This window comes from Sphingomonas sp. SP3 (assembly GCF_058514305.1).
Genome location: NZ_JBZSOE010000001.1, coordinates 162808 through 180607, shown reverse-complemented (window position 1 = coordinate 180607; position 17800 = coordinate 162808). Strand labels below are relative to the sequence as shown.

21 protein-coding genes are annotated in these 17800 nt (G+C 64.4%); 8 read left to right on the top strand and 13 right to left on the bottom strand.

Translation table 11 applies throughout. The annotated features are described in order from the left end of the window. Positions 1–12 precede the first annotated feature (12 nt). On the bottom strand, positions 13–162 hold the full coding sequence (locus tag AC4K8G_RS01040; protein ID WP_491732334.1) for a hypothetical protein: 150 nt from the start codon (positions 160–162) through the stop codon (positions 13–15). Positions 163–294: 132 nt separating this feature from the next. Between AC4K8G_RS01040 and AC4K8G_RS01035 the strand changes: the two genes are divergently transcribed. Continuing rightward, complete coding sequence (locus AC4K8G_RS01035) at positions 295–1731, top strand: sigma-54-dependent transcriptional regulator (protein ID WP_491732333.1); 1437 nt, start codon at positions 295–297, stop codon at positions 1729–1731. Between the two features lie 112 nt (positions 1732–1843). On the opposite strand, the gene AC4K8G_RS01030 is transcribed toward AC4K8G_RS01035, so the two are convergent. The 8 genes from AC4K8G_RS01030 to AC4K8G_RS00995 form a co-directional block, all read right to left on the bottom strand. Next, positions 1844–2320: a nuclear transport factor 2 family protein gene (locus tag AC4K8G_RS01030; protein ID WP_491732332.1), complete on the bottom strand. Its 477-nt coding sequence runs from the start codon at positions 2318–2320 to the stop codon at positions 1844–1846. Positions 2321–2836: 516 nt separating this feature from the next. Beyond that, complete coding sequence (locus AC4K8G_RS01025) at positions 2837–4327, bottom strand: hypothetical protein (RefSeq protein ID WP_491732331.1); 1491 nt, start codon at positions 4325–4327, stop codon at positions 2837–2839. Beyond that, positions 4324–4479, bottom strand: coding sequence for a hypothetical protein (locus AC4K8G_RS01020; protein WP_491732330.1), 156 nt, complete (start codon positions 4477–4479; stop codon positions 4324–4326). The genes AC4K8G_RS01025 and AC4K8G_RS01020 overlap by 4 nt, the downstream gene beginning before the upstream one ends. Continuing rightward, positions 4476–4994 (bottom strand): DUF302 domain-containing protein, encoded by a 519-nt coding sequence (locus AC4K8G_RS01015; protein WP_491732329.1) that lies wholly within the window; start codon positions 4992–4994, stop codon positions 4476–4478. The genes AC4K8G_RS01020 and AC4K8G_RS01015 overlap by 4 nt, the downstream gene beginning before the upstream one ends. Before the next feature lie 97 nt (positions 4995–5091). Then, entirely contained in the window at positions 5092–5688 is a 597-nt protein-coding gene (locus tag AC4K8G_RS01010) for an NADPH-dependent FMN reductase (protein ID WP_491732328.1), read from the bottom strand. Between the two features lie 2 nt (positions 5689–5690). Beyond that, a complete protein-coding gene (locus AC4K8G_RS01005; protein ID WP_491732327.1) occupies positions 5691–6830 on the bottom strand; it encodes a patatin-like phospholipase family protein in 1140 nt (379 codons plus the stop codon). Then, entirely contained in the window at positions 6827–8125 is a 1299-nt protein-coding gene (locus AC4K8G_RS01000; protein WP_491732326.1) for an NAD(P)/FAD-dependent oxidoreductase, read from the bottom strand. Before AC4K8G_RS01000 ends, AC4K8G_RS01005 begins: the two co-directional genes overlap by 4 nt. Before the next feature lie 11 nt (positions 8126–8136). Then, positions 8137–8961, bottom strand: a complete 825-nt coding sequence (locus tag AC4K8G_RS00995) for a 3-hydroxybutyrate dehydrogenase (protein WP_491732325.1) — start codon at positions 8959–8961, stop codon at positions 8137–8139. A gap of 247 nt (positions 8962–9208) precedes the next feature. On the opposite strand from AC4K8G_RS00995, the gene AC4K8G_RS00990 reads away from it, so the two are divergent. From AC4K8G_RS00990 to AC4K8G_RS00980, 3 genes are all read left to right on the top strand, one after another. Then, positions 9209–9652: a cupin domain-containing protein gene (locus AC4K8G_RS00990; protein WP_491732324.1), complete on the top strand. Its 444-nt coding sequence runs from the start codon at positions 9209–9211 to the stop codon at positions 9650–9652. Between the two features lie 90 nt (positions 9653–9742). Beyond that, complete coding sequence (locus tag AC4K8G_RS00985) at positions 9743–10936, top strand: MFS transporter (RefSeq protein WP_491732323.1); 1194 nt, start codon at positions 9743–9745, stop codon at positions 10934–10936. Next, positions 10933–11328 (top strand): carboxymuconolactone decarboxylase family protein, encoded by a 396-nt coding sequence (locus AC4K8G_RS00980; RefSeq protein WP_491732322.1) that lies wholly within the window; start codon positions 10933–10935, stop codon positions 11326–11328. Before AC4K8G_RS00985 ends, AC4K8G_RS00980 begins: the two co-directional genes overlap by 4 nt. Here the strand turns inward: AC4K8G_RS00980 and AC4K8G_RS00975 are convergent. After that, on the bottom strand, positions 11269–12210 hold the full coding sequence (locus AC4K8G_RS00975; RefSeq protein WP_491732321.1) for a LysR family transcriptional regulator: 942 nt from the start codon (positions 12208–12210) through the stop codon (positions 11269–11271). The two genes, AC4K8G_RS00980 and AC4K8G_RS00975, sit on opposite strands and share 60 nt — an antisense overlap. A gap of 187 nt (positions 12211–12397) precedes the next feature. Here AC4K8G_RS00975 and AC4K8G_RS00970 point away from each other — a divergent pair, with 187 nt between their 5' ends. From AC4K8G_RS00970 to AC4K8G_RS00955, 4 genes are read left to right on the top strand one after another with little or no spacing between them, the layout of a single operon-like run. After that, complete coding sequence (locus AC4K8G_RS00970) at positions 12398–12676, top strand: BufA1 family periplasmic bufferin-type metallophore (RefSeq protein WP_491732320.1); 279 nt, start codon at positions 12398–12400, stop codon at positions 12674–12676. Positions 12677–12679: 3 nt separating this feature from the next. Continuing rightward, positions 12680–13507 (top strand): MNIO family bufferin maturase, encoded by an 828-nt coding sequence (gene bufB / locus AC4K8G_RS00965; RefSeq protein WP_491732319.1) that lies wholly within the window; start codon positions 12680–12682, stop codon positions 13505–13507. A gap of 1 nt (position 13508) precedes the next feature. Continuing rightward, positions 13509–14231, top strand: a complete 723-nt coding sequence (locus AC4K8G_RS00960) for an HvfC/BufC family peptide modification chaperone (protein WP_491732318.1) — start codon at positions 13509–13511, stop codon at positions 14229–14231. Then, the gene (locus AC4K8G_RS00955) at positions 14221–14679 is read left to right on the top strand and encodes a DoxX family protein (RefSeq protein WP_491732317.1); all 459 of its coding nucleotides are present in this window, start codon (positions 14221–14223) and stop codon (positions 14677–14679) included. The genes AC4K8G_RS00960 and AC4K8G_RS00955 overlap by 11 nt, the downstream gene beginning before the upstream one ends. Positions 14680–14737: 58 nt before the next feature. Here AC4K8G_RS00955 and folP read toward each other — a convergent pair whose 3' ends face one another. The 3 genes from folP to rnhB all read right to left on the bottom strand — a co-directional run bounded on the left by folP (position 14738) and on the right by rnhB (position 17778). Then, positions 14738–15808, bottom strand: coding sequence for a dihydropteroate synthase (folP, locus tag AC4K8G_RS00950; RefSeq protein WP_491732316.1), 1071 nt, complete (start codon positions 15806–15808; stop codon positions 14738–14740). 9 nt (positions 15809–15817) lie between these two features. Further along, positions 15818–16948: a site-specific DNA-methyltransferase gene (locus tag AC4K8G_RS00945; RefSeq protein WP_491732315.1), complete on the bottom strand. Its 1131-nt coding sequence runs from the start codon at positions 16946–16948 to the stop codon at positions 15818–15820. Between the two features lie 137 nt (positions 16949–17085). Then, complete coding sequence (gene rnhB / locus AC4K8G_RS00940) at positions 17086–17778, bottom strand: ribonuclease HII (protein ID WP_491732314.1); 693 nt, start codon at positions 17776–17778, stop codon at positions 17086–17088. Between the last annotated feature and the right edge of the window lie 22 nt (positions 17779–17800).

Sequence of the window (17800 nt, the reverse complement as noted above, 5' to 3'; positions counted from 1 at the left end):
TGGGCCGGCCTTTTATTTCAGGATGAGGAGGACGATGAAGCCGATGAGGAAGCAGACGATTGCGCCCCATTTGAACATTTGGGTGAAGCGCAAGTAGTCGCGGACGTGCACTGCAGCATCCTGCGTCGGTGGACTGACCAGCAACGAGTCTTCATCGGCCATCGATAACCCCTTCGGAAAAACGGCGATTGCCCACGTCCATAACAAGCCGCGCTCAACACCCCAAGCCCCGCGTTGGCGGCCTTAAGCACCGCTTTACCCCTTAGGGGTAGGCTGTCGCGCGAAAGGCGGAAAATGCGCGAAGAACCCAAACGTTCGCTGTTGCTGCTCGATTCGAACCCGGACGAGCGCCGACTTGTGTCCGCAATTGCTGCGCGCGCCGGCTGGAGCGTGGTCGGCGCCGCCGACGAGGAAATGGCGGTTGCACTGCTTCAGGGGCCTCACGGCCGCGAGGTGCAAGCAGCATTGCTCGGTGGTTGGGACGGCGAGCAAGGTCCGGGCCTGATCGCGGCGCTGCGCGCTCATCGATCGAACCTGCCGGTAATCGTGCTGTCGCATGGCGACACGGTTTCCGTCGCGGTTGAGGCCATGCGCGCCGGCGCCTCGGACTTCCTGGTACGCCCGGTCGCGTCCGAGCGGCTGCTGGAAGCACTTGCCGCCAACGCCGATCGCCGCCGCGCGGCGGGTGAACTCGCGCCGGTCTCGGAAAAGCTCGCGCCGCCGCTCGCGCTCGAACAATTGATCGGCGCGGCGCCGGAATTTCGCACCGCGCTTGCAGTCGCTGCCAAATCCGCTCGCAACCGCCTGCCGGTCTTGATCGTCGGCGAAGCGGGAACCGGCAAGGAAACGGTTGCACGGGGAATCCACAGCGCCAGCTTGCGCGCGAAGGGGCCGTTGCTGACGCTCGATTGCAAGGCTGTGCCCGCCAACATCATCGACAGCGAGCTGTTCGGTCACGAGAAGGGCGCCTTCCCAGGGGCCTTCGCATCCAAGACCGGCAAGCTCGTTCAGGCAGATGGCGGTACGCTGGTCCTCGACGAGATTTCGGCGCTCCCAGTTGCAACCCAGCAGTTGCTCGACCGCGTCCTTGCAACCGGCGAGGTCCGCCCGGTCGGCCTCAATGGCAGCCATTCGGTCGATGTGCGCGTCATCGCGACCAACAGCCGCGCGCTTCCTGATGATTTTGACGCCGGCCTCGCAGAGCGGCTGGGCAGCGTGACGGTCACCTTGCCGCCCCTGCGCGAGCGTAGCGGCGACATTCCCGCGCTTACCCGCCACCTGCTCAACCGCCTCGCCGAACAAACCGGTCTCAAACCGCTGTCGATCGGCAATGACGCGCTTGCCGTGCTGATGCGCTATGGCTGGCCCGGCAACGTCCGCCAGTTGACGGGTGTGCTGTTCCGCGCCGCTTTGCTGTGCGACGGCACCGCGCTCACCGCAGAGCATTTCCCGCACATCGCGATCCAGGCCCGCTACACCGGCCGCCGCACCGATTTCTCGCCGAACCTGACCAAGTCGAAGAGCGATGAGGCGATCGCCGGCGCCCCGAGCGTCTCGGTTTATACCGCCGACGGGCATCTGCGCCCGCTGGAAGAGATCGAGGCGGACATCATTCGGCTCGCGATCGGCCATTATCGCGGGCGCATGACCGAAGTCGCCCGGCGCCTCGGGATCGGCCGCTCGACGCTCTACCGCAAGCTCGGCGACCTTGGGATCGACACCGCCGCTTAAATCCTGGGCGTCAGCGCCTTACGGCAGCTTTGCCGGCTATGCCGAAGCTAGTGGGAGCTTTCCACCGAACGGACGTTGCGCAGATTGACTGCGCTTTCGGTCGGTGCGCGTTTTATTCAATCGGAAGCGGCACCACGGTGTCCTGAGCGTTCACGATCTGCCAGCAGCCCGCACGCTTCACCCACGTATCGGTCCAGACGAACTTGCCGCGCTTTGGACCCTTCTTCGTCCAGGTTTCACTGCCCTGAGCTACGGCGGTATCGCCAAAGAAACGAACGTGGACGTACTCGGGCTCGTTGCTGAGGAACTCGCCGGGACCTGCCGCCGCCCACTTCACTGCCGTCTTCTTATCGACAACTTTTCCATCCAGGACCCAGATGAAGTCGTCCGCAAGGATCCGCTTCACAACCGATGCATCGTTCGTTGCGACGGATTTGGCCCACGCATCCTCACTTTCAACGATGTAGCGTTCGACATCCTGTTGAGTGACGAGTTTCGGAGCAGGGCAAACTGATGCCTCAGCACCGGCGGCGCTCCCTTGCAGCGTTGCGGAGATGGCCAGCGTAACTGGCAGTAAGGCGAGTTTCATGGCAGCCCCCTTGCTTCCCATTCTCTCCTAAAAGGAAGCGTGTGCCAACTCATCGGCGCGATGTCCGCTTTCCACCCATTGCGGACGTTCGCAGATCGGGCTGTAGTGGTGGCATGAAGGCCGCTCTCGACGTTTATGTTTTCCGCGACCCCCACTTTGCCCCCTCCGGTGACACAGTGGTGTGCATCGCACGGCAACGGCGTCTAGAGCGGTTTATGAGCAAGGAGGAAGTGGCGCATGCCTTCAGCGGCTGCGCCACCTACCGACGATGGGATGCGCGCAGATCGTGGCTCTTGCGGTGGCTGCGTACAAACTACGTGGGAGTGTGGGGCAATAAGAATGCGGCCCGCTTTCGGCGCTTCCTTCGGGAAAGAGGCGCGAAGCTGGTGATACACCGCGAGGTACCCTCTCATCTTCGGCTGGCCTACTACTCCACGCAAAATGAGCGGAGGCGGGTTCGAAAGCTTCCTCCCAGGCCAGAGTAACCTAACGTCTGCTTTCCACCCAAAGCAGACATTACCCAGTCTTGGTAGCCGCGACCCGCGCCTCCATGACCGCGAAGCGGCCGCGAAGGTCGGCCAGGTCCTTGCGCAGCGCCCGCAATTGTCCCCGCGATGCCGCGCGCGAGGCTCCCCGCGCTGCCGCCCGGACCAGCGCGCGCCGGATATCCTGCCGTACGGAGTCAAGCGCGCGCATGTCCTCTTTGCCATAAAGGCTGCCGTCAGGCCGGGGTCCCAGGAGCAGCCATCCGAACTCGATTGAATACGGGCAGACGAGTGCCAGGCAGATCGGAAACGAAGACACGCCGCCGCCCGTTACCTCGGGCAACATAGACGACACCTCCCTGCGCGATATGCCGTGGGCGGAGATCACCGTCGGCCCCGGACCAATTAATGCCGAGCGCGTCGCGTGCACTGCCTCGTTGATCCGTGGCAGGATGGCGGCGCCGATTTCGCTCGGTGTCGCGGTCGCGGCCAGGTCCTCAAGCATTTCCGGAAGCTGCCGTTTGAGGAGCACGAGGTCATGCTGGAAGCGGTGTTCGGCCCAATCGCTTATTCGGCTGTGAAAGGGATTGAGCAGAACGGCCGCGACCGCTGCGGCCATGCCGCCCGAAATGCCGCCGATGTTCATGCCGAGATAGCTCTGGCCCAGGTTTTGGATCAGTGCTTCGGTGCCGCCGAAGGTCGCCACCAGCGCGATAGTCAGCGCCGCATAGGCCGCCGAGCGGCTGATGACCGTTTCCGCATCGAACAGCCGGAAGCGAAGGAGCGAGACGAGAAACCCGAGCGCGACGATGATGATTCCGAGCTGGAACAAGGCCTCCCACAGGATCGACATCATGTGCGACGGGCTCGCGGACAACGCCGACCCCGCTCGCGCAGCAAGTATCAGGCCAACGCCTGCCACCAGCCCCAGCGCGACCCATTTGAGTTGCTGTTTGAGCGCATAATTCGCCGATGCCCGGAAGCGGGAGATAAGCGAGCCAATCGCCCCAAGCACGCACAGGATCGCGAGCGGCAGGAAGGCTCGCGTCGGGCTCAGCTGAAGCGATTCCGCAATTCCAAGGAGGAACACGGCGGCGCTGCATGCGGCGAGGGGACGTGTCCAAGCGGGCCGCCAACGCCCGTCCGGGAATAGCAGCAAGGCGAGCACAAACAGCAGGAAGCGCGCGCGATCCAGCAGCAACGGGAGTGGATCGCTCGACGCAAAATCGAAGCTGCTCGTGATCGTCCAGGTCAGGAAAGCGAGCGATAGTAGCGCGGCCACTGGATCCTTGGCGCGGCGGCGAAGCAGGATCGCGCTGACGCTGATCAGGACAATGGCCTTGACCAGCCGCAGCACGATGATCGCGGCCGGCGTCGTGGTCGGATGAATCAACGGCTGCGCGAGCAGCGCAAACGCAGCAATCGCCAGCACCGCCCATGCCGCTCGATACGCCGAGACCCACCTTGCGCGTAGCGGCGCAAGGCGGGTCTCAAGCATTGCCGCGGCGGGCACCGCGGTCATTGCATGCGTGCGGCTGCTGCCAGCTTGTCGAGGAACGTGCCCGGCTTGCTGACGCAGGCATCGACGGACTTGATGCCGTGGTCACGATTGAGGAAGGCGCAGATCGCGACGATGTCCCGGCGCGGAAGCGGTTCGGCGTGAGCGTTTTTCATTGCGATTTCCTTGCTGCTGAGGCGATCGACGCGGCGACTTCAGTCGCCATGGCGATCTGGGCGTCGCGGTCCTTGAGCTGGTAGCGGTTCGCGACGAACCGGAAGTCGGTCCAGCTGATCCACACGGTGCCATCGTCGTCCTGGGTGATCAGCATGCGCACCGGCCAGTCGAGCCCCGCGACCGGGTTCGACTGCAGGAACTGGACCCCGAGCGGCGGATTGCCGAACAGGATCAGGGTCGACCTGTTGATGGGAAGCTTGGCGCCTTCGCCGAGCTTGGTCTGGTCGATCTCGTCGAAAAAGCGGATGCCCTTGGTGGCGATGTCGCCTTTCAGCCGCGCGATCGTCTCGTCGAACGCATAGTCGCTCTTCTGCTTGATGACGCCGTCGGCGGGGGCCGCGGACACCGGCACAGCACCGTGCGCGGGCGCCAGGATCGGGGACACGACGGTCGCCGGACCGGCGATCATCAACAGGGCGAGGAACTTCGAATCCAGCTTTGATGTGCGGCGCATTGCCGGCCTCCTTTTGAATGACCGGCACATTGTCGTGCTTGGAGGCCGCGTAGAAAAATCGCGATTGGGCATGATGTTCATGCGCCGCGCGTATCGCTCAGTAAGGAGTGCCTTCGCGGCGGGCCTCGGTAAGCGCGCCGGCGTACCACAGGAACTCGTCGAGGAAGCGGTTCATCGACCGCTCGGTGATCGGCTCCTTCGCCACGCCGTCTTCGCTGATCGCGTCGGCAATGCGCGGGATCGGGAAAATGCTCGGAACGCTCGGCATGCCGAGCTCGGACAGGGTCATGCGCAGCTGCATCGCCGCGCGAACGCCGCCGAAGCCGCCGACCGAGTAGCAAACGATGCCCGACGGCCGCCAGAAATACTCTTCCAGGAAATGGTCGAGCAAGTTCTTCAGCGCGGGCGGAATCCCGTGATTATACTCACCGCTGATGACGATGAACCCATCGACTTTGCGATAGAGGTCGGCGAGCCGTTCCATCTCTTCCGGCGCCTCGCCCGTCGCATGCTCTTTATACATGCGGTCGAGCAGCGGCAGGCGCACCTCGCACGGGTCGACGACATGGACTTCGTGCCCGCGGCGCTCGAGCTCATCGACTACGAGCTTGGCCGCGCGGCTACCCATGCGGTCGCGCCTCACCGATCCGAGCAGCACCGCGATCGATCGCTTGGTCGTTGCCGCCTGCAGCATGGTCAGCTCGCGGCTGCGGTCTCGACCATCTGGCCGCCGCTCGCTTCATGCAGGATGAAACCTTCGATCTCGTCCACCGGATTGCGCCACGGCGCCTTTTCCAGCGTCTTCATCGTGTCCGCGTAACCAGCCTCGCGGCGTCGGGCGATGCCGTGCGCGGAAAAGTCGATGTCCTTGCTGTGATCCTCATAGTCGAGCGCCGGCGCGAGCAGGCGCACGACGTGCATCCGGGTCAGGCAGCCGTAGGATGCAAGCTCACCGATCTTGTTGTTCTTGCGCGCTTCCTCGGGAAGCTGCTTGGTCAGCTCCGCGATGATGTGGCGCATGCGGTGGAGCTGGCGCTGGCGCTTGATGTGCGATGCGGCGCGGCTCGAATATTGAATGTCCTTCTGGCGGTTCATGACCTCCCAAATTGTCTCGGGCTCGGGACCGTTCGGGTTCCAGATGTGCACTGCGAAGACCAAGCTGTCCCGGCGAGGATTATCGTCGAACACAACCTCGACCGGCGTGTTCGAGAGGATCCCACCGTCCCAGTAGAGCTCGCCGTCGATCCGCACCGGCGGGAAGCCGGGCGGCAATGCGCCCGACGCCAGCACGTGGTCGAGCGACAACGGCATGTCGCGCGAATCGAAGTAACGCATCTCGGCGGTGCGCACGCTCGATGCGCCGACCGTGATGCGGGTCTCCCCGCTGTTGAGCTGCTTCAGGTCGACCAGGTCATCGAGCGTCCGGCGCAACGGAGACACCGAATAATAACCCGCGGATTCCGAGCCCAGGCGATAGTGCGGACTGGTGAAGGCGAGCGGATTGGGACTGAAGAAAGAGGGCACGCCGTTGGTGATGGCGAGACTGTTGCGCGCCGCCGTTGCCAGCCACGTCGGAAGCCCGCCAGGGACGAACTGATCGTTTTGCACGCGCGACCAGAATTCGCACAGCTTCTCGACCCGGTCCGCCGGCTTGCTGCCGGCGATGATCGCCGCGTTGATTGCGCCAATCGAGGTTCCGATCACCCATTGCGGCGCGATCCCGGCTTCATGCAGCGCTTCGTAGACTCCGACCTGGTAAGCGCCGAGCGCGCCGCCGCCCTGCAAGACCAGCACCGTCTGGCCGAGGCCGGCGACCTCCTTCGCAAGCGAGTTCATGCACATTTCCTTTCGAGGATTGCTGGGCGCGCGGCGGCCGTTTCGGGGGACATGGTCTCGCCGGTGATGAGGCGCGCACCGCGCTGAAAAGTGAGGTAGTTCCACAGCCAGTTGATCGTGACGGCCGCGCGGCTGCGGAAGCCGATCAGGAACCAGATGTGCGCGAACGACCAGATCAGCCAGGCGATGAAGCCGCTGAGTTCGAGCGAGCCCATGTCGATGACGGCGCGGCTCCGGCCGATCGTCGCGAGGTTGCCGAAGTCGCGATAGGTGAAATCGCGGAGCCGGCGGCCGAGGATGAGGTCAGCGACGAAGCGTCCCTGCTGCTTGGCAACCGGCGCGACGGCGGGGAGCGCATGCCCCACGCGCGCGGGCGCTGACGCCGTGTCGCCGATCGCGAAAATGTTTGGGGAGCCAAGCACCTTGAGGTTGGTCTCGACGAAGACGCGGCCCGCTTTGTCCTTGTCCGCACCAAGCCATTCGGCCGCCGGCGACGCCTTGATGCCCGCGGCCCAGATGACGGTCTTCGCGAAGATCAAGTCGCTGCCGCACTGGACGTAGCCGTCGCCGATGTCGCCCACTGGCGCATCGAGGCGGACTTCGACGCCGAGCTCCTCAAGCGAACGTTCGGCCGCCTCCGATAGCTTGGCAGGAAAGGTCGCGAGCACGCGCTCACCGGCCTCGACCAAAATCACACGCGAGCAAGCCGGCGTAATGCTGCGGAAGTCGCGGGACACCGAGCGGCGAGCAAGCTCGGCGATGGCGCCCGCCATTTCCACCCCGGTCGGGCCGGCTCCAATGACAACAAATGTCAGCAGCGCCTGCCGGCGGCGCGGATCACTTTCCGTCTCGGCACGCTCGAGCGCGAGCAGCACCTTGCGGCGGATCGCGAGCGCATCGTCGATCGACTTGAGGCCGGGCGCGTTCGCCGACCATTCGTCATGACCGAAATAGCTGTGGCGGGCGCCAGTCGCGACGATCAGCCAGTCGTAGCGGAGTTCATTCCCGCCCTTCAGTTGTACGCCATTGCGCAGCGTATCGACTCCGGTGACCTCGTCGAGAAGGACGCGCACGTTGCGCGCGTTCGAGAAAATTGAGCGGATCGGGCCCGCAATATCGGCTGGCGACAAGGCAGCCGTCGCAACCTGATAAAGCAGAGGCTGGAACACATGGTGGTTTCGGCGATCGACCAGGGTCACGTCGACGTCGCGGTTGGCGAGCCGCTTGGCCGCGGCCAGTCCGCCAAACCCCGCGCCGACGATGACGACGTGCGGTCGCTTGCTCACCCTGCGCATCGCGAAATGCCTCAGTGCGCAGTCCAGCCGCCGTCGACCGGCAGCGCAGTTCCGGTGATCGAGCGTCCGCCCGAACCGCACAGGAATACCGCGAGCGCGCCGAGCTCTTCGACATCGGCGAAGCGCTTGTTGGGTTGCGCGGCAAGCAGGACGTCGCGGACGACTTCCTCGCGGGTCAGGCCGCGCGCCTTGGCGGTGTCGTCGATCTGGTTCTCGACGAGCGGCGTCCACACATAGCCGGGGCAGATCGCGTTGCAGGTGATATTGTGCTCGGCGCCTTCGAGCGCGACCGTCTTGGTCAGGCCGACGATGCCGTGCTTGGCCGCGACATAGGCACTCTTGAACGGCGAGGCGATCAGGCCGTGCGCGGAGGCGACGTTGATGATCCGCCCGAAGCCGTTCTGCTTCATGGACTCGAAGGCGGCGCGGGTCGTGTACCAGGCGGCCGACAGGTTTAGCGCGATAATCGCTTCATACTTCTCGGGCGGAAAATGCTCGATCGGGCTGACGTGCTGGATCCCGGCATTGTTGACGAGGATGTCGACGCGCCCAAAGCCCTCGAGCGCCTGCTGGACCAGCATCGCGGCGTCCTCGCCCTTCATCAAATTGGCGCCGTTGTAGACGATGCGCGACCCGGGATTGTCCCACTCGAGCTCGGACAACACGCGTTCGATATCGTCGGGTTTGCCGAGGCCGTTAATGACAACGTCCGCACCCGCCTGGGCGAACGACCGCGCAATGCCGAGGCCGATGCCGCTGGTGGATCCGGTGACGACCGCGACCTTGCCGGCAAGCGGCCGGGCGGCGTCGACTTGTTTTTGGACCTGCATGTCCATCCTCACGCTCCTGGAATTCGATTGAGCGCTTAGGATGCCGGTTCACGCGGAATGGCTGAAATGCGTTTCGTGCATCGACTCCATGACGCCTTGGGATTTCCGCGCGGAACGCAGCTCGGCCATTTTGATGGGGCGTCGCGATGACCGGCTCCTCAGCCGATGACGCACGGGACGAGCAAGGCATGACCCTCGCATCCTGCAGTCCGGTCTCGCGGCGACCAGATTCTATTCGTTCAAGGAGACGGCAATGTTCAACTTCAAGACCAAGATCGCGACGGCGGCCATTGCCTTCGCCGCGTTCAGCGCCGCGACGCCGGCCCTCGCCGACTGTTCGGCACCGGGCGCCAATGCGCTCGCCAATGCCCCGACGATGCCCAAGGGTGTCACGGACACCGTGATCGGGTCGATCGATCTCGCCGGTGAAATCGGCGTCGACGGCCGCCTGCTGCGCACGCGCCGACTGGTCGTTCAGCCCGGCGGTATCGTCCCGCTGCACAGCCACAAGGATCGCCCGGCCCTGATCTACACGGTCAGCGGCGCGATCACCGAATATAGCTCAACCTGCTCGGTTCCGATCGAGCACAAGGCCGGCGACATCAGCCGCGAGGCCGATGGCTTGAGCCACTATTGGATCAACCACGGCAAGGTCCCCGCCGTCCTTCTTTCGTCGGACGTATTCCACGCCAACTGATCCCCGAGCCGGCGCTCCAACTCCCCTCCGCCGGCACACCAGGCGTCCCGCCCCGCCCAGGCGGGACGCCATCCTCTCTACGGAGCGGCCATGACTGAACTCGCACATCCCGCTGAGATCGCTCGACCGCCCGGACTCACTTTGCCGCAATGGCTGCTGATCGCGGTCATCGGCTTCCTCACGCTCGTCGACCTGTTCGCGACCCAGGCGATCCTGCCGAGCCTCGCAAAGGCCTATGGCGTTGCCCCCGCGAAGATCGGCCTCGCCGCCAATGCGAGCACGCTCGGCATGGCCATCTCGGGCCTTTTGATGGGCGTCGTCAGCGGCGCCCTGGAACGCAAGCGAGCCATTGCCCTCAGCCTGTTCCTTTTGTCCTTTCCGACGGCCTCCCTCGCCTTCGCTCCAAACCTGACGGTGTTCGCGATCCTTCGCGTGACGCAGGGGCTGTTCATGGCCGCGGCCTTCACTCTCACGCTCGCGCATCTCGCAGAACGTTGCGAGGTTAGAACCGCAAACGCGCTTGCCGCCTACGTAACGGGCGTGGTTGCGAGCAACCTCATCGGCCGGCTGACCGCAGCATATGTCGCAAGCCTCGTCGGGGCCGAGCAAAGCTTTCTGTTCTTCGCCATCCTCAACCTCGCCGGGGCGGCGCTGGTTACCATGACGCTCCACCGCAATGCGCCCGAGCCGATGGACCGCATGGGCCGCTTCTGGGCCCCATGGCTGGAGCAGCTCGCCGATCCTGCGCTTCGGCGCACATTCGCGATCGGCTTCCTGATCTTGTTCGGCTTCATCGGCGTGTTCACTTACGTCGGGTTCGTGCTGATGCGGCCCCCGCACGCGCTATCAATGACTGCGCTCGGCCTCGTCTTCCTCGTCTTCCTTCCGTCGATGGTGACGACGCCGCTTGCCGGCACCGTCACGCGAAGCACAGGGCCTGGGCCGGCCTCCACGATCAGCCTCGCCATCGCCCTGCTCGGCCTCGTCCTGCTGCTGGTGCCTAGCCTGTTCTCGGTCATCGCCGGGATGACGCTGGTCGGCGTCGGCACCTTCTTCGCCCAGGCCGTTGCAACCGGTCACGTCGGCCGCATCGCCAAGGGCCACAAGGCTGCGGCGAGCGGCCTTTATCTCTCATCTTATTACTGCGGCGGCCTCGCCGGCGCCGCGGTCATCGGGATCCTGTTCGACAGTTACGGCTGGGCCGCGGCCGTCGGCGGAGTGTTCGTGTCACTATCGATTGCAGCCGTTCTGGGGCTCGGACTGCGCCAAGAGGAGTCGCAATGAGTGATCGTTATCGCCGAGGCCTCGATGTCGCCGGCAAAGTAGCGTCCAAGAAGCTAGACGACTTCCTGTCCGGCGGAATTGCCGAAGTCGCCCCGGACTTTGCCCGAATGACCATCGAGTTCGCGTTCGGAGACCTCTATTCCCGCAGCGCGCTCGACCTTCGCAGCCGAGAGCTGATCGCGATCGCCGCACTCGCTACGCGTGGCGACGCGCGCGTCCAGTTGCGCGGCCACGTCGGAACCGCGATGGAGATCGGCATCACTCGCGAAGAGATTATCGAAGTGCTGATGCAAACGGCGCTCTACGCGGGCTTCCCCGCCGCGCTGAACGCTCTAAGCGGCTGCCATGACCTGCTGACCGACCGTGATTGTCTCACTGGTACCTGTCGGTAGCCGGGTCGTCGGCCAGGTGTAACGCCGAGCCTCCTGCACGAATGCTCCGACCGCCGGCGAATGCGGTCGTCCGCGCACGGTCGTCAGGTAGATCGTGCGGTTGAAACCCGGATTCACCAAGGGCCTCACCACCAGATCTGAATCCGTGACGCTGAACTCGGGGAAGAAGCCAAGGCCGAGGCCGGCCTTGATCATCCCCTGCACCCAATCGTCGCGCGGCGAGCTGAACACCTGGCGCAGGAACACTCCGCGGCCGTTGAGCTCCTTGCGCACCGGCTCAAAAACTTCGCAGTTTGAGCGACTGACATAGGGCTCTTGATCAAGCTCCGAGGCCGGGATTTCGTCCATTGCCGCAAGCCGGTGGTTGGGCGGAAGGAGGATCACGAACCGTTCTTCGAAGATCGGCACCTGGTGCAGCGATTCCGGAAGCTCGCCGGGTACGCCGACGATCGCGACTTCGAGGTCGCCCTTCTCAAGCATCTCGACCATCTGCGGCCCACCGGCATCGACGACCTGCACCTCGACATCGGGATGTTCCGTGCGGAACTGCACAAGGAGCTGGGAGATCAGTTGCGGCCCGATCGTGCACATTGTGCCAATGGTCAGCGTCGCCCGTTCGAGCCGCTTGACGGCGCGAGCCTGGTCACGCGCAGCGCGGCAGCTTTCCTCCACCGTTTTCAAATAGGGCAACATCATCCGCCCGAGCTCGGACAAATGCGTGTTGCCGCGCTCGCGGTGGAACAGCGGACCGCCAAGCTCATGCTCGAGCTGCTGGATCGCGCGGGTCAGCGCCGGCTGGCTTACGTTGCATTGCTCCGCGGCGCGCGTGAAGTTCAGCGTCCCCGCGAGCGCAACGAAATAGCGGACGTGCTGCATTTCCATAAACGGTCCCCCCGCAAAGCTTTTGCGGCTGATCCTAATTACATCGTCGCAACGATCGCTTCCAGCACTCCGCCGATACTCGTTGCGTATCGAACCGATGCGCTCTCGGACTGTGACCGAATCTCTCGAATGACGAATAACCAGGGTCGGCCAGAGGGCCGCACGACAGTCGAGGAGACCCCTGATTATGAAAATCGCCAATATCGCCATCGTCGGTGCCGCAGCCGCGCTCGTCTCGAGCACTGCCGTTGCCGCGCCAGCCGCGCCGCAACCGGGCAAGGACAAATGCTTCGGCGTGTCGCTAGCCGGCAAGAACGACTGCGCCGCGGGTGCCGGAACCACCTGCGCGGGTACGTCCAAGAAGGACTATGCCGGCAATGCGTGGAAGTATGTCGCCAAGGGCACCTGCACCGCGATCAACACGCCCAAGGGTCACGGTTCGCTGGCACCGATCAAGGGCCGCTAAGCCATGAATCCCGCCGCCGGCGTCGGCTTCAAGGCCGAGCATCTCGCGGACGCTCTCGCGGCGCCGGCGGCGGATTTATGGTTCGAAGTCCATGCCGAAAATTACATGGTCGCGGGTGGTCCACGGCTGGCCATGCTCGAAGCGCTTCGGCGCGACCGGCCGCTCTCGCTTCACGGCGTCGGCATGTCGCTTGCGAGCGCGAGCGACCCTGACCCAGATCATCTCGCCGCGCTGAAGCGGTTGGTCGATCGATTTCAGCCCGAGCTGGTGTCGGAGCATCTCGCCTGGTCGCTGCTCGACGGGCGCAGCTTCCCGGACCTTCTTCCGGTCCCGCGCACCAACCAGGTGCTGAGCCGCCTCGCCGCCAATATCGGACGCGTGCAGGATACGCTCGGCCGCCAGATCCTAATCGAGAACCCGACCCATTATCTCGCCCTTCGCGATCACGCCTGGAGCGAAACCAGCTTCCTCGCCGAGCTTGCCCGGCGCACCGGATGTGGCCTGCTGATCGACGTCAACAATGTCGCGGTGGCCGCGCATAACCTCGGTCACGATCCCGCCGCATGGCTTGCCGAAATCTCCGGCGATCACGTGCACGAAATCCACCTCGCCGGCCATTCGCTTGACGCCGAGGGTACGCTCCTTATCGACAGCCATGACGAGCCGGTCAGCGAGCACGTCTGGCAGCTTTACGAGGGCTTCGTGTCCCGCATCGGCCCGCGCCCGACCCTGATCGAGCGCGACGGCAATGTTCCACCCTTCGCCGAGCTGCTCACCGAGCGCAGCCGCGCCCAGTCCGTCCTGCACGGGAGCCTCGCTCTTGCAGCCTGACATGCTCGATTTCCAGCGCGAGTTCGCTGCTGCCCTCGATGCCCCCGCACAGGGCGCGATGGCCGTCTATCGCAACACGGTCATCCACGGCTCAGTGGAGGCGTTGCGTGCCAATTACCGCGTCATCGAGCAGATCGTGGGTGCGGAGATGTTCGAGGCCGTCGCGGTCGACTTCGCGACCGAATGTCCGCCGCGCCGGCCGGTCCTTGCGCTCTACGGCGAGCGCTTCGCCGACTGGCTCGAGCGCCAGCCATGGATAAGCGACATCGCCTATCTCGCCGACGTCGCGCGGGTCGAGCGGCTGTGCATCGAAAGCCTGATGGCCGCCGACGCTGTCCCGGCCAGCGCCGCAGACATTGCGCGGGAGGACCCTCGCCTGCTGAAGCTCAAGCTTCACCCGGCGCTCCGCTTCACCTGGTTGTCCACTCCGGCAATGAGCATCTGGCTCGCCCATCAGCGCCCGATCGCTGCCGAAATCACGCCCGACTGGAAAGCGGAAGGGGCCTTGTTCTCGCGACCTTCGTGGAACGTCATGCATTCGCCGCGGATCGGCCCGGCCGCTCACCGGATATTGTTCGGCATTCGTCTCGGCGAAAACGTCGGCGAGGCCATCGCTGCGGCCTCGCAGCTCTACGCCGCCGAAGATTGCGGAGCGCTCTTCACCTCACTCGTCAACCTCGGCGCGTTCGCAGCGCCCACCGAAAGGATGTCCAATGACCACTGATGCCAAGGCGCTTCACTGGCGCGCACCGTTCGAACTGCTGGCGTCCACCGCCCGGACTGTGCTGCCGACTTCGCTGCTGCTGCTGGTCCAGCGGCTCGGTATCGCGGCGGTGTTCTTCATGTCCGGCCGAACCAAGGTAGACGGCTGGCTGACGATCAACGACAGTGCATTCGAGCTCTTCCGCTCGGACTATGCGTTGCCGTTCGTGAAGCCTGAAGTCGCAGCTTACGCCGCGACCTACAGCGAACATCTGTTCCCTATCCTGCTCGTGTTGGGACTCTTCACTCGGATCTCGGCCTGCGCGCTGCTGTTGATGACGTCGGTCATCGAAATCTTCGTCTATCCGGATGCGTGGCCAACCCATCTGAGCTGGGCCGGGCTGATGCTTCCGCTGATCGCGCTCGGCGGCGGCAAGCTGTCGCTCGACCGCTTGTTCGGAATCCCGTGACCACGACCATCTAACGTCAGCTTTCCACCCAAAGCTGCCATTAGCCGAAGCCGATTAGTCAGACGCGCGGCGTGAGCGCCTGGTCGCGAAGCCCGCGCCACACCTTCAGCGCCTGAACCGTCTCGAACACGTCGTGGACGCGAAGCAGCTGTACGCCCTGCTCCGCTGCCTTCATCGCAAAGGCGATGCTTCCGCCGAGACGCTTGTCGGCAGGTGCTTCGCCAGAGAGTGCACCGATCGTTCGCTTGCGGCTTGCGCCGACGACGAGCGGGCAGCCCAAGGAGTGGAACAGCGCAAGGCCGTTCATCAGCTCCAGATTATGCCCAACATTCTTGCCGAAGCCGAAGCCCGGATCGACCAGGATGCGCTCGCGCTTGATCCCCGCCGCCTCCGCGGCGGCCACCCGTTCCTCAAGCCACAGATACACTTCGACGAGCACATCATCGTAGCGCGGATCGTCCTGCATCGTTTGCGGATCGCCCTGATGATGCATCAGCACGACCGGAACGTTGAGCGATGCCGCGACCTCGGCCGAGCGCTGGTCAAAGGTCAGCGCGGACACGTCGTTGATGAGCCTTGCGCCCGCCTCGACCGCTGCCGTCATGACGTCAGACTTGCGCGTGTCGACGGAAACGGCCGCGCCGCCAGCCGCAAGCTGGCGAATGACCGGCACGATGCGCTCGATCTCATCGCCTTCCCAGACCGCCTTGGCTCCCGGCCGCGTGGATTCGCCGCCGACGTCGATGATCGCCGCGCCTTCCCCCGCCATGTCCGCGCCCGCGGCAGCCGCGGCCGACGCATCCGCGAACTGCCCGCCGTCGGAAAAGCTGTCGGGCGTGACATTGACGATGCCCATGACCTGCGGCTGGTCGAGGCGGATCGTGCGAGCGCCAAGCTGCAGTGGAGAGCGCGGGGCGGTCAGCACCTGCCATTGCGCCGCCATCTCGTCGTCGAATCGATCTTCGATCGCCTCTACGGGCAGCAGCTCGGTCGATGAACGGCGCTTGCCATCTGTCCGGATCAGCTCGACTGCGGAAAACCAGTTGAGGCCGCCGGCCAGCCGCGCGACCTTTCCGTCAAAGCCAAAGGGAGAATCGACGAAGCCCGTGGGGCGGAGAAGCGTGCGCATGGGTCCGCGCTATAGCGCGGCCAGGTGCCGTTGGCGCAAGCTGTCGAGCGGCTCGAGCACGTTGGCGGCGACGTGCCAGAAGGTCCAACCGTTGCAGCTTGGCGCACCCTGGAGCGCGGCTCCGACTTTGTGGATCGAGCCCGAGTGCGCGTCGCAGCTAATCGAGCCGTCCGCGCGGACTTCGGCCGTCCAACGGCGCTTCGCGTCTGTGAGGCGGGTGCCGGGCGGGACCATCCCGCTTTCGACCAACAGGCCGAACGCAACCCGGGGCTGCTCGCGCTTGTCTGTCACGGTCTGCATCGCGCTTTCGTCAAGCGGCAGTGTGGACGCGATGCGCGCGCTCGCCACCTTCACATAAGTCTGCTCGCGCTCGATTCCGATCCACTTGCGGCCGAGCCGACGCGCAACTGCGCCCGTCGTTCCCGTCCCGAAGAATGGGTCGAGCACCACGTCGCCCGGCTTCGTGCAGGCGAGCAGGATCCGGTAGAGCAAAGACTCGGGCTTTTGGGTCGGATGAGCTTTGGCCCCGTCCTCTCCCTTAACCCGCTCGGCGCCCGCACAGATTGGCAGCAGCCAGTCAGACCGCATCTGAAGATCGTCGTTCAACGCCTTCATTGCACGGTAATTAAAGGTGTAGCGCGCTTTCTCGTCCTTGGCGCACCACAGCAAAGTCTCATGCGCGTTGGTGAAGCGCGTGCCGCGGAAGTTCGGCATCGGATTGGTCTTGCGCCAGACGATGTCGTTGAGGATCCAAAAGCCCTCGTCCTGGAGCAGCGAGCCGACGCGATAGATGTTGTGGTAGCTGCCGATCACCCAGATCGTGCCGTCATCCTTGAGAATGCGCCGCGCCTGCTCGAGCCATTCACGCGTGAAATTGTCATATGCCGTAAGGCTCTCGAACTTGTCCCACTCGTCGTCGACCGCGTCCACGCGGCCGCCTTCGGGACGGAACAGGTCGCCGCCCAGCTGCAAATTGTAGGGCGGGTCGGCGAAGATCATGTCGACCGACTTGTCCGGAAGGCGAGCCATCTCAGCGATGCAATCGCCGATGAGGATCTGGTCGAGCGAGAGTTCGCGCTTGGATCGCGCCGCCGGGCGAAACGATACCGGCTGCTCCGCAACGCGGGCGTTGAAGTTCATGAAACTGAGACCCCCTTAAGCCTTGGCCACAAAGGGTGAGTCAGCAGGGACTCGCGGTCAAGCGCTCAAGGGTTAACGTCCGCCGGCAGATCCCAAAGTCTGGAGGGCTTTATCGCCCGTCGGCACAAGATATTGAGTCAGGCGACCGGTGGCGGACTCAACGGCTGGTGGTGTGACTCAAAGGACTCGCTCGACCCAATTTCTTCGAAAACGAGCTCCGGCTGCGCCTTCCGCGCCTCAATCTCGCGCACCAGGCCGAAGCTCCGACGGTGATGCGGGGTCAGCCCGAGCTCGTTGATCGCCCGGCGGTGATCGGGGGTCGGATAGCCACGGTTATGGTCCCATCCGTAGCCCGGATATTCGGACGCATATTCGACCATCATGCGGTCGCGCGTGACCTTGGCGATGATCGACGCCGCCGCGATCGAGCGGCACTTCGCATCGCCATCGACGATGGCCTTGGACGGCCGCTCCCACCGCGGGCAGGCATTCCCGTCGACCAGCACCCAGGCGGGCTCCAGCCCCAGCGCCTCTACGGCGCGCGTCATCGCCAGCATCCGCGCCCAATAGATGTTGATGGTGTCGATTTCCTCGACGGTCGCGATCCCAACACCCCATGCCGCGCATTTGGTCAGCTTGGAATAGAGCGCTTCCCGCTTCGGCAGCGGCAAATTCTTGCTGTCGTCGATCCCCCGCGGGAATTTATCGCGGTCGAGAATGCAGGCGGCGGCAACGACCGGCCCTGCGAGCGGCGCACATCCGGCCTCATCCACGCCGGCAAGCGGCTGCGGATAATCGAGCTCGAGCTTGAAGGAGCAGCGCCGCGGCATTGCCTCCAAGCCTATGGAGCGC